The organism is Psychrobacter sp. HD31, assembly GCF_051097895.1.
GTDB lineage: Bacteria > Pseudomonadota > Gammaproteobacteria > Pseudomonadales > Moraxellaceae > Psychrobacter.
Genome location: NZ_CP142525.1, coordinates 923,906 through 935,577, shown reverse-complemented (window position 1 = coordinate 935,577; position 11,672 = coordinate 923,906). Strand labels below are relative to the sequence as shown.

The following is an 11,672-nucleotide window of genomic DNA, read 5'->3' as shown; positions in this document are numbered from 1 at the left end:
GAATCAAATCCGTTATGAAACTTCAATAAAGATTAAGGAAAATCAAAATGACAGAGATCATCAAACCGTTAATTGGTGTTATGTGTTGCCATAAAATGGTAGAAAACCAACCAGCACAAAGTGTGCACGCAAAATACATCAATTATGTTAATGATAATGGCGGCACACCTGTGTTGCTTCCGTCAGTTGTATCAGAACCTGATAACTTTGCTAGCATTGTAAAAGTATTAGATGGTTTACTGCTAACCGGCAGTTATAGTAATGTTGCGCCAGAGCGATATGGGGCTAACCATGAAGAAGACTATACAGATTTAGCACGAGATGGGCTAAGCTTTAAATTGCTGGATTTTGCTAAAAAACAAAAAATGCCTGTTCTTGCCATTTGTAGAGGTTTACAAGAGATGAACGTTGCCTTTGGTGGGAGTTTGCATCCAGACTATAGAGAAGTTGGCTGTTACACTGAGCCACATCTACCTGACAGTAGTTTGCCAATAAATGAGCAATACCAACCAGCACATGATATTATTATCGACGAAAACAGTCTTTTAGCTGGTTTTGGTAAAGCAAAATTTAAGGTTAATTCATTGCACAAACAGTGTATCAATAAGGTGGGTGAGGGTGTCGCTGTTATGGCAAAAGCCCCTGATGGTTTGGTTGAAGCAATTGAGTTAACCGACCACCCATATTTGGTTGGTGTGCAATGGCACCCAGAATTTAACTTTAGCCAAGATGAGCTATCTTTGTATTTGGTTAAGGAGTTTATCAACCATGCCCAGCGATATAAGCAAGGACACAATTAAAAAAGAAACGACTATTAAACAGTCACCTAACGTAGAACGCAGCACCAGTAATTCTGACACTTCAGAAGCTAGTGTTAAAGAAGATATTGGATCAAAAATTCATCAGTTACGGCTAGCTAAAGGCTATTCTCAGCGTAAGCTAGCCAGTCTTGCTGGGCTGACAAACACAGCCATTAGTGCCATTGAACGTAATAAAGTGAGCCCAGCAGTTAACACTCTAGATGCCATACTTAAGGTGCTTGAGTCAGATTTGCAAACTTTTTTTAGTAGTGATTGGAATAGCAAACAGTCTAAAAAAGTAGTCATTAAGCCTGATGATCTAATTGAGCTAAAAGATGTGGGGCGGGGTGTTTCTTTAAAAATGGTGCATAATAATTGCCCAAGTTTAAACTTAGGTTTTTTGATTGAAGAGTACCAACCAAATAGCAGTACAGAAGAACGAATCATTCATGAAGGTGAAGAAATCGGCACAGTCATTAGTGGTGAAATTGTAATGCGTTATAATGGGGTTTTGTATCATTTAAAATCGGGTGACAGTTATGTCATTGATACCAGCTTGCCACATACATTTATGAATCCAAGCGATGGCATTACGCGTATTATTAGTGCGCACAGTCCAGCAACTTATTAAGCTTTGCAATAATTTTTTGCTGATAAAGCATGTCATAAAAATGCTTTATCAGCAGTCAGCAGTTTTTATTAAATTTTGTTTCTTTTTAACAAAACTAAAACAGCCCCATTGCCCCCATCTTTTGGAGTGGCAGAACAAAATGCCAATACTTCTGGTATTTGACGTAGCCAACCATTCACACAAGTTTTTAAAACGGCATCTTCACCTTTGCCGTGTACAATTTTAACCACACTTTCACCATTTTGTTTGGCTTGCGTTAACAGTTGAATAACAGCCTCACGTGCTTGCTCAATGGTACAGCCATGGATATCGACCGCATCATACCAACGTAGTTTACCTTGCTTAAGTTGGTTAAAAATTTTGTTTTGTAAGGTTTGGCTTTTATAACTTAAATAGGCATCGCCAGATACAGGGTTGAGTAGTGCTTGCATATCAGATAATCCAGAGATGTTGTTATCTGTTTCGCTCCCTTGTGCGGCCGCACGCTTAGAAAGTATGGTTGCATCTGGTTTATCTTTTTTTGGCTTGTTGGTTGGTGAGATTTGGTTTTTATCTTCAAGTGGTTTTACGCCAGCCATGGCTTGCATAAACAGCACTTTATCATCATCAATATGTTTACTATCAAATTGTTTAACGGTTTTTTTAACCTGTTTTTTTGTGGGTAGGCTAACGGGTTCGGTTGGTTTGCTATCCGCATTTTGTGTATTGGCGTCACGACCACTAGTGCCAAGTTGACTTTTTAATGCTTTAAGTTCATCTTGCATTTGTTTAGAAAATAGATTGTTTGACATATTGTATTGATATCCAGTTTGATTTTATGCGGTTATTTTAACAGAAATTTATTTTGCCAATCCATGCGCGTGTAAAAAGTTATTTAATAGGCGAAAGCCTTCTTCACTTAAAATTGACTCTGGATGAAACTGTACGCCTTCAACATTAAACTGACGGTGGCGTATGCCCATTACTTCTTCTATTCGTCCATCTATTTCAGTCCAAGCGGTCATTTCAAGGCATTCTGCCAGTTTACTCTTATCGATTACCAATGAGTGGTATCTTGTTGCCTTAAATGGGGTAGCTAGGTTTTTAAAAACACCAGAGCTGTTATGATAAATGTTAGATACGCGTCCATGCATGATTTGTTTGGCGTTAATAATGTCACAACCAAAAGCTTGCCCAATGGCTTGATGCCCCAAACATATGCCTAAAATAGGCAAACTAGTACAAAAATGGTTAATGACTTCTAAAGATATGCCTGCTTGTGCTGGTGTACAAGGTCCAGGACCAATGACAATGGCATCAGGAGAAAGGGCTTCAATGGTGCTTATGTCTATTTCGTCATTTTTATAAACACTAACGTCTTGTTTTAATTGTTTAAAATATTGTACCAAGTTGTAGGTAAAACTATCGTAGTTGTCGATAAACAGTAGCATGTAAGTTAAATATCTTAATGAGTGATGGATAAAAGGATAAATTTTAGCCGCTATTATATCTTATAACGCAAGTTGGGTTTTTATCAAAATGATGTAATCTGATTAATTGATAACCAGACTAACAAGTGATATGCACCAATATAGAGCATAAAAATAAAAACCATTTATTTTGGTGCATTTAAATAATATTAGATTTTAATTTAAACATTATTTTTTATAAAAAATACTATAAAATTCAATAGTTAACCTGACATTCTTTAAAGTTGGCACACTTTTTGCATTAAAATAATATGTAAGTAATGGTAAGAAAAAACAGTCGTTTAAATTTTTCTGTTAATTTTATTGTTGTTAACATATACTAATTCAGTAAAGCAAAATATCGTGTGTAAGTTGTTATTTTACTTAAAACTGATTATCACAGATAACACAAGTTGACTTAAGGAGATAAAACCATGTCAAACAAATTATTAGATCTTATCGCATCATCTGAAGCTAAGTGGGTAGACTTCCGCTTTACAGATACACGTGGTAAAGAACAACATATCAGCTATCCAGCTGATAGTATTGATGAAGATGTACTAGAAGACGGTAAAATGTTTGATGGTTCATCAATCTCTGGTTGGAAGGGTATTGAAGCTTCTGACATGATTTTACGTCCAGATCCAGAAACTGCGTTTGTTGACCCATTCTTTGAGTCACCAACTGTTGTAGTAACTTGTGACATTATCGAGCCATCAACTTTACAAGGTTACGAGCGTGACCCACGTTCAATCGCTCGCCGTGCCGAAGAGTACTTAAAATCAACAGGCATTGGTGACACAGCATTTTTTGGTCCTGAGCCAGAGTTTTTTGTATTTGATGATGTGAAATGGCAAATCGACATGAGCGGCGCTCAGCATAAAATTACGGCTGAAGAAGCTGCTTGGTCAACAAATGAAGAATACGAGTGGGGCAACATGGCTCACCGTCCACGTGTTAAGGGCGGTTACTTCCCTGTACCACCAGTTGATAGTTCACAAGACATGCGTTCTGTAATGTGTGAGCGTATTGAAGACATTATGGGGGCTGACCGTGTTGAAGTACATCACCATGAAGTTGCTTCTTGCCAGTCAGAAATTGGCGTATCATTTAATACCATGGTTCGTAAAGCAGATGAAGTACAGCAATTAAAATATGTTGTACATAATGTTGCACACCAGTTTGGTAAAACAGCTACCTTTATGCCTAAGCCAATTGTTGGTGATAATGGTTCTGGTATGCACGTTCATATGTCTATCTCTAAAGATGGCGAAAATACTTTTGCTGGTGATGAGTATGCTGGTTTATCAGAAACCGCTTTATACTTTATTGGTGGTATTATCAAACACGCTCGTGCGTTAAATGCAATTACCAACCCATCTACTAACAGTTACAAACGTTTGGTACCACATTATGAAGCACCAATTAAACTAGCTTACTCAGCTTGTAACCGTTCTGCTTCTATCCGTATTCCACACGTTTCTAGCCCTAAAGCGGTACGTGTTGAAGCACGTTTCCCTGATCCTACGGCTAACCCATACCTTTGCTTTGCTGCATTGTTAATGGCAGGTCTTGATGGTATCCAAAATAAGATGCACCCAGGCGAAGCTTCTGATAAAAACTTGTACGACCTACCACCAGAAGAAGAAGCACAAATCCCAACAGTTGCTGAAAACTTAAGCCAAGCGCTTGATGCATTAAAAGCTGACCATGACTTCTTATTACAAGGTGATGTGTTCACTAAAGAAATGTTAGAAGCATTTATTGAGCTTAAAGAAGAAGAAGTACAGCGTCTAAACGTAACAGTTCACCCAGTTGAATTTGATATGTACTATAGCTGCTAATCATTAGCATCTAGTCTTTTGATATTAAAAAATCCAGCCTAACTTAGGCTGGATTTTTTTGATGTGTTGAATAAACTTAATATTTGCTACTGGCTTATTAGTTAAAAAGAACCACCAATCATTTGATGAAACTGCAATACTATTAACAAAGTGAACATGATTTGCCAAAAACTAAATAGTACCGTATAAAAAAGGGTTTTGGTGATTGCAAAGTTAAGCTGTTTAAAACCAAAAAACAGACAGGGCAATAAAACAGACAAATAAATTGTCCAAAATATCCAATCAGGCAGTTGCCCTAGTATTTGCTTAACCGCTAACCAATCGGCTATTAAAAAACCGATTAATGGCAAAGTTAGCCCTATGACTATCAAAAAAATTGCAGATGTTCGATTCGTATTTTGCATTTTTATTAAGAGTGATGTTATTTAACCAACTCAATCGTACCATTTGCAGTAACCGTAATTGTACTATTACCAGATTCAAACTCTTGAGCAGGCACATCTGCAGATGCTTTCATCGCATACATGCCACTTTCTCTCATGGGTTGATAGTAGCTGCTGCCAGTATTTAGCTGTACATTAACAACATTGTAGCTGCTTGCTCCCCAAGCAGAAGTGAGGGTTTTGGCTTGTTGTTGAAACGCTTTAGAGGCTTTAACGAGCATTTGTTTTTTAACTTCGTCTTTACGTGTTTCAGAAACCCCAAAACTTAAATTACCTAATACCAAATTTTCTTGCAAGTTGGCAATAAGCTCACTGGTTGCTTCTAAGTCAGTGCTTTTGATATTGATACTGGCTTGACCCGTCCAACCATTAATTTTGCCATTTTTATCATAGCTTGGATAGGTGCTGTTTTGCCCAGTTGTTACGGTTACGGTTGGATAGCGTTTTGCAACCTTCATGGCATTGTTCATTGCAGAGTTAAGGGTTGTTGCAAGGCGTTTGGCATCTTTAGCTTGCGCCTTTTTAGACATCGTTGCTTGTACCTCATCATTATCAACTTCGGTTTTTACTTCAGAGGTAAAGCTAATCTGGTTATAGCCTGTTGGCTCGGCATTTGCTGTGGCAGATAAAGCGAATAAACCTGCAAAAATGGGTGCAATTTGTTTTTTTGAAAGGTTCATATGTTTTCCTTGTTTTGTGAAACTAAAGTAAGTATGGATTAACACTTTATATTTTTATCATATCATCCATAATTTAGTCAAAGTTTGCCTATGCGTTGTAGTTTTGTTGCAGTAACTTTGTATTAAAAATAGACTTTTTACAGGAGCTAAGATAAAACTTGATATTCATACAATAAAGGGTATAATATTTGCTCGGTGGCTCCATTGGTAGCCTCGCAACATTGTACTATAAACCCCGCCAGGACCGGAAGGTAGCAACGGTAGTAGCCACAATGTGTGCCGGGGATTTGCTGATGGGGTCGCTTTTTTTTATTCTATAAATGTTCCACCACCACACATCTGTTGTTTTTAAAAACCAGTAATATTCTAAACTCATAAATTGCCAGCCAACGGGCAAAGCAAACCGTATTTAAGCCTAAATCGTTGCATTTTTGCATAACTTGTTGCCGTGTTAACCCAGCCCACTCAACTTTATAACCTCCATGATTAATAGTAATGCTTTGCCTTGCCTTAGTTATCGGCATAGTCATATTCGACGTACCAAAATAGTGTGTGTTTTGATAGATTGCATCTTGATTAACGTGATTATTTGGTTGCATAGTGCCTCCATTTGTTTTGTTTACCTAAGTTTTGTCATGCTAACTTTGCCATACTAATTTTATAGAAATAATATTGTTGCCTAGGTATGGCAATGTTAGGTTGTTTTACGGTTTTTGATGGTTGTTGGCTTTTGAAACCTGCACAACAACCATCAATTACATACTTATAGTTGTATGGTTAATTGATTTTGTACCAGTCGATTTTTCGGGTAATAAACATAACGGCTGCAATTAAAGTAAAGCAGAGTAGGGCGCCAATCAGTAAATTCATGTCTGCAATGGTGAGTATGATGTAAAAACCAGCATATTGCCCCGCTAAAATAACGGTAAATAAACTTGCCCGTTTACCACTTTTAAATAGATAAAATGCATACCAACCAATTAATGATGCACAAGCTAGCGAAGCAATTAGATAAGCCTGCCAAAATGCAATTTGTTCTGCCAGTGATAACAGTAAGGCATAAAAAACCAATAATGCCATGCTAACCAGCAAGTACTGTACAGGGTGGATGCGTAATGACTTGATAACTTCAAACAAAAAGATACTACCAAAGGATATGGCAATTAATAATAAGCCATACTTCATGGTTCGTTCTGTCTGTAAATACACATTGTTGGGTTTAGCAAAATCTACACCAAATTCATTTAAGTTAACGGCTTGTTGATTATTGGCGTTTGTGCTTTCTGTTACTTGATGTCTGTATCCGTTAGAAGTACTGCTTAAACTATGAGTGAGGGTTTGAGATTGTACTAACTGACAACTATTTTTGTGCTGCTTGATGCACAGGCTAACCAGCTGGTTGTTTCTAATGGCAAGGTGTTGGTTTTGCCAGTTGGCATTAAAATCTTTCGTGTTGAGTGTTTTTTTTGTTGGCAACGCATGCCCAATAAAATTAGGATCTTGCCAATTGGCTTTAGTAGTTAGCTCAAATTGTTCTCCCAATGGCACGGTTTGTATGCTTTTTAGCCCAGATAAGTTTAACGACACCTCAATATTAAGCTTGTCTGCCTTTTGTAAGCTTTTTGGCAATATGACTTCTAAGTATTCAAGATTGGCAAAAATTTTATTTTTAGGGTAGTCCGCGGTTATTGTTTGTCCATTAATAGTGACATTGGGTAATTTATTTACCCCTCGTAAATCGCTAATAGGTAGTAGCAAACGGGTATCCATAAAGGTTTTATTATCTTGTAGATTTGTTTGAATACTTGAAGTGGTGTGACTTGACGTGGTGTGACTGGCTGCTGGTGTGCTGTCATCATTTTTTGGCTTTAATTGATAGGTTTGGTTAATGCTTATCTCGCCCCTATAACTTGTGGCACTGTAAATGCTCCTTTTGTATTCATCATCACTGACTTTTAGGTTTTGAGCCACTTCCGTTTGGTTTGCAAAAATAGGCGTGTTGACTATCACCTGTTTGCTACAGTCAGTTTTGCTGATTTTTTTATCACTATCACAGTTTTGGGTGGTTGTGTGCCGACTTACCAAAAAAGGGGTAATCAACTGTTGTGGTTTAACGTGTTGGTCGGCAATCTCGTTAATCACATTGTTGGCGTAGTTTTGGCGTTCATACACCAGTGTTTTTAAAATACTTAGACCAATGCCAAAAATGGCACAAAGTATGGCAATGATTGCCATTTTAATGAATAAAGGTTTTTGCATTGTATCCTCCGGTTTGTTGTGTTGTTATGGCAACACTATAAATAAGCAGGGAGGATTAATGATGTGGGTTTGATGGATTTTTGGTGGATTGGTAACTTAAAAACTTTATATGGGTAGACCAATGGGCGGATAGCCTAGCCAAGTTTAATTGGCAATAGGAAGAGAGACAGAAACCTGAACGCCCTCAGTTGTTGTGTGTGTTTGATGGATATTAGCAATATTAATTTTACCACCATGATGCTCAATAACTTGTTTGGCAAGAGTTAAACCCAGTCCACTGCCTTTATGGTTGCTTGTGTGATTTTTTGGCTGGTTGGGTGTTTGAGCATTGGTTTGAAGCATTGAAGCATTATTGGGATTGCCTGCTTGATGCGATAAACTAAAATAACGGTCAAATACTTTATCCAAAGCATAATCTGGAATGCCAGCACCATCATTAAAAATGGATAATTGCACTTTAGATTTTGCTTCTTGATAATTAAGCTCAATATCAATGTGGCTATCAGCAAAAAAGATGGCATTAGTAATAAGGTTGTCTAGGGCTTGCGATAACCAAAATTCATCTGCCAAAATACGAGGTAAACTCGCCATAAAAGAGCTATCTTCACACTGCTTGTTGTATTCTGCTCCATTAACAAAATAGTTAATTGTCAGCCCACGTTTTTGAATGCGTGGTTGCTGATTTGTGATGAGCGTGCGTGTTAAGCTTAAGATATTGACTGGCTGTGTTGATAAACGAAAGCTGGGCTGCTCAATCTTGGCAAGTAGCAATAAGCGGTCAATCAGTGATTGTAATTTTGTGCTTTGTTCACTAATGGTTTGGCTAAGTAAATGTCGGTCTTCTTCTTCTAATGTTGCATCTTCTAGCAGCTCGCCACTTGCTTTAATTGCAGTAAGTGGGCTTTTAAGCTCGTGGGTTAGGGTATGAACATAGTCAGTCACATAAGCTTTGTTTTCAAGCTTATGCTTCATATTTTCGATGGTGTTGGTTAATTCATTTAGTTCTTTACCTAAATAAAAACTGGGTTTTGCATCATGGGTATCTAAAGAGCCTGTATAGCGGGTTACCATGGCAATGCTTTGTTGTAGCCACCATGCCACCAGCCCAGCAAAAAATATGGCCAGTAACATGATGGTAAGTGAAGTGGTGAGCATACGCTGGCGAGCAACATTTAGGTACGGCAAAATGGTTGCAACGGGCTTACCTACACTCACGACACCAATGAGCTTACCCTGCTTATTGGTGATGGGTTGGGCAACATACATGACAGATGTATCGGCATTGTTTTTATCACTTCTGGTGCTTCTTGCGCCATACTTGCCTTGCAATGTTAAATAAACATCGTTCCATCTGCTGTAATCTTGCCCTTCGGCATTCCCGTCACTTTTTGCCAAAGAGTCATAAATCACTTTGCCATTGGCATTGGTAACATAAACTCTAAAACTACTGTGTGTTTTTTGATTAAACCATGTGCTTAATTGATTGAGTGTTTCTTTATCGTTATAGCGATATATTTTCGGTGTTTTTGTATGAGTATTGGCAGCCGCATTAAATGCTTGATCCAATTGATTTTGATAGCTGGGGGCTGCAAGAGCGCCTGTTTGCAGTGGTTGGCTTAGGCTTGCGGCAAGCAATTTGCTGGTATCAACTAAGGTATCTTCAATAACTTGTTTGCTGGTTGGTTCAACACGCTCAAACAATTGGTCAAATACCATAATACTGGCAATGATGATGATAACCACAACCGCAAGCCAAATTCTAAAAAAGATACTTAAATTGAGTTTATCTTTGCTATTTTGCCTAACTTGTTTTGCAGCAAGGTTTTGAGGTGATTGATGCAGTTTTGTATACCAGTTTTGCTTGTTATTTTTCATGCTTTACACAATCCATAACCAATACCACGATGGGTATAAATCACCTCAAGACTAGGGTTAATGCTAGCAAGCTGCTTACGGATAGATTTGATATGGCTATCAATAGTACGAGCGAGACGATGATCTGGATGCTCACTAATTGCGCCCAAAAGTTGTGTTCTACTAAACACCTGTTGCGGGTTGTTTAATAGATAAAGTAATAGCTTGCGTTCTGTATTGCTGAGCTCTAGTTTATGGCTTTGCCAGTATAATTGATAGTTTTGGGTTTGGTATTCCCATGTGCCTGATTCAAGCTCAAACAGTTGTTCGGCATGTTCATCTACTGCGTTTTTAGTCGTTATAGTTGGGCTATTGATTGCTTGTCGTCGCCAAATTGCTTTGATACGTGCCACTAACTCACGTGGACTAAAAGGCTTGGCACAGTAGTCATCTCCGCCCATTTCAAGTCCTAAAATCCTATCTACCTCTTCACTGCGTGCGGTTAAAAATAGGATGGGTAAATCTTTTAAATGACCAATATTGCCACTGTGGCGTATTTGTTGACATAGACTTAAGCCATCACCATCAGGCAAGCCGACATCTAAGATGATGGCAGAGGGGACAAGATTAACACTATCTTCTGTATTTTGATTACTTAACGACTTTAAAGTGGATAGCACATCTGTTGCGTTATCTAACCATGTTAACTGCCAGTTTTCTCGCTTAAAGGTAATTTTAAGCGAGGTAGCAATGGCTGGGTCATCTTCAACAAGTAAAATATGATTGATGTGGTTCATAGCAGTAGCAATAGAGTAGTGTATTTTTAATATGACTCTATCCTAGCATAAAACCATTAGGAGACTATGTGGAAAGTTTGTGGATTTAGTTACTTAAGATTATTTTTAATAAGCGCTTAGTCAGTCTTTATTCTTTCTTGTCTTTATCATCATCAGTGGCAAGTTTTTTAACGCCTTTTGCGGTAGCTCCGACACCTTTAGCGGCAAGTTTAACCGTAGAAGTAGCGGCTTTAACGCCTAAACTTGCTACGCCATCGACGACAGCAACGGCAGTACAACCTGTTAGTAATAAAACTAACGTGGAAGGAATAAGTAGTTTCTTGATTGTGTTCATGCTCATAGAGGCGCTCCAGATTTTTTTAGATTATTTGTATTTTGATAATGGTTGATGATGTTACCACATATAAAATTGATATTTATCGATTTTATATTTTAACAAAAGTTATTTTTATAAATTTGTTAGGTTAATATGTTAATTATATTTAATCTAAGTTATATTAAAAATGCCTAATGCTATTTTTAATAGTCAAGACCTAAGGTTGTTAGTAGCTGTTAAAAGTTGCGTTGTGCATTTATTTTAACAAACCATTTGTTTTAACTAACTAAGAAACAATCATTTATAAGGATATTCAACCATGAAAACAAAACGACTTAATAAAAGTGCCAAAATTATGACTCAAGTTTTAGCTGCAGGGGCATTAATTGCATCTGCTTCTACTGTTGCTCATGCAGGCACATCTTACTATATTTATCAAAAAGGCAGCTCGAGCACTTGTGATATTTCTACTAAAAATGAAAGTCAATATAACAGGGGCTCTTCTTACCACTTATTAGGTAGTGATTCGACTAGAAGTGGTGCGAAAAAAATTGGTGAAAATGCGGGTTGTACCAGTTTCTAAGTATATTGCTTAGCAAT

At 37.6% G+C, this 11,672-nt stretch carries 13 protein-coding genes and 1 other RNA gene; 5 read left to right on the top strand and 9 right to left on the bottom strand.

Going from position 1 to position 11,672, the window contains the following annotated elements:
- Positions 1-47 precede the first annotated feature (47 nt).
- Both VH441_RS04065 and puuR read left to right on the top strand, forming a co-directional pair.
- Positions 48-800 (top strand): gamma-glutamyl-gamma-aminobutyrate hydrolase family protein, encoded by a 753-nt coding sequence (locus VH441_RS04065; RefSeq protein ID WP_434354204.1) that lies wholly within the window; start codon positions 48-50, stop codon positions 798-800.
- The gene (gene puuR, locus VH441_RS04060) at positions 769-1,431 is read left to right on the top strand and encodes an HTH-type transcriptional regulator PuuR (protein ID WP_434354203.1); all 663 of its coding nucleotides are present in this window, start codon (positions 769-771) and stop codon (positions 1,429-1,431) included. Before VH441_RS04065 ends, puuR begins: the two co-directional genes overlap by 32 nt.
- Positions 1,432-1,499: 68 nt before the next feature.
- Here puuR and VH441_RS04055 read toward each other — a convergent pair whose 3' ends face one another.
- Both VH441_RS04055 and VH441_RS04050 read right to left on the bottom strand, forming a co-directional pair.
- Complete coding sequence (locus VH441_RS04055; protein ID WP_434354202.1) at positions 1,500-2,222, bottom strand: Smr/MutS family protein; 723 nt, start codon at positions 2,220-2,222, stop codon at positions 1,500-1,502.
- A gap of 48 nt (positions 2,223-2,270) precedes the next feature.
- Positions 2,271-2,861, bottom strand: coding sequence for an anthranilate synthase component II (locus VH441_RS04050; protein WP_434354201.1), 591 nt, complete (start codon positions 2,859-2,861; stop codon positions 2,271-2,273).
- 452 nt (positions 2,862-3,313) lie between these two features.
- Here VH441_RS04050 and glnA point away from each other — a divergent pair, with 452 nt between their 5' ends.
- A complete protein-coding gene (gene glnA, locus VH441_RS04045; protein WP_434354200.1) occupies positions 3,314-4,723 on the top strand; it encodes a type I glutamate--ammonia ligase in 1,410 nt (469 codons plus the stop codon).
- A gap of 101 nt (positions 4,724-4,824) precedes the next feature.
- Here the strand turns inward: glnA and VH441_RS04040 are convergent, their stop codons facing one another.
- Together VH441_RS04040 and VH441_RS04035 are read right to left on the bottom strand one after the other, a co-directional pair.
- Positions 4,825-5,073 carry a hypothetical protein gene (locus VH441_RS04040; protein WP_434354199.1) on the bottom strand — a complete coding sequence of 83 codons (249 nt, stop codon included), beginning with the start codon at positions 5,071-5,073 and terminating at the stop codon, positions 4,825-4,827.
- 71 nt (positions 5,074-5,144) lie between these two features.
- On the bottom strand, positions 5,145-5,846 hold the full coding sequence (locus tag VH441_RS04035) for an SIMPL domain-containing protein (protein WP_434354198.1): 702 nt from the start codon (positions 5,844-5,846) through the stop codon (positions 5,145-5,147).
- 202 nt (positions 5,847-6,048) lie between these two features.
- Between VH441_RS04035 and ffs the strand changes: the two genes are divergently transcribed.
- Positions 6,049-6,145: signal recognition particle sRNA small type (gene ffs, locus VH441_RS04030), an RNA gene on the top strand.
- A 15-nt stretch (positions 6,146-6,160) separates the two neighbouring features.
- Here ffs and VH441_RS04025 read toward each other — a convergent pair.
- The 5 genes from VH441_RS04025 to VH441_RS04005 all read right to left on the bottom strand — a co-directional run bounded on the left by VH441_RS04025 (position 6,161) and on the right by VH441_RS04005 (position 11,096).
- Entirely contained in the window at positions 6,161-6,445 is a 285-nt protein-coding gene (locus tag VH441_RS04025) for a hypothetical protein (protein ID WP_434354197.1), read from the bottom strand.
- A 178-nt stretch (positions 6,446-6,623) separates the two neighbouring features.
- Positions 6,624-8,105: a cell envelope integrity protein CreD gene (gene creD / locus VH441_RS04020; RefSeq protein WP_434354196.1), complete on the bottom strand. Its 1,482-nt coding sequence runs from the start codon at positions 8,103-8,105 to the stop codon at positions 6,624-6,626.
- A 144-nt stretch (positions 8,106-8,249) separates the two neighbouring features.
- Complete coding sequence (gene creC, locus VH441_RS04015; RefSeq protein WP_434354195.1) at positions 8,250-9,980, bottom strand: two-component system sensor histidine kinase CreC; 1,731 nt, start codon at positions 9,978-9,980, stop codon at positions 8,250-8,252.
- Positions 9,977-10,756, bottom strand: coding sequence for a response regulator (locus VH441_RS04010; RefSeq protein ID WP_434354194.1), 780 nt, complete (start codon positions 10,754-10,756; stop codon positions 9,977-9,979). Before VH441_RS04010 ends, creC begins: the two co-directional genes overlap by 4 nt.
- A 127-nt stretch (positions 10,757-10,883) precedes the next feature.
- On the bottom strand, positions 10,884-11,096 hold the full coding sequence (locus VH441_RS04005) for a hypothetical protein (protein WP_434354193.1): 213 nt from the start codon (positions 11,094-11,096) through the stop codon (positions 10,884-10,886).
- A 295-nt stretch (positions 11,097-11,391) separates the two neighbouring features.
- Here VH441_RS04005 and VH441_RS04000 point away from each other — a divergent pair, with 295 nt between their 5' ends.
- A complete protein-coding gene (locus tag VH441_RS04000; protein ID WP_434354192.1) occupies positions 11,392-11,655 on the top strand; it encodes a hypothetical protein in 264 nt (87 codons plus the stop codon).
- The last annotated feature ends 17 nt before the right edge of the window (positions 11,656-11,672 follow it).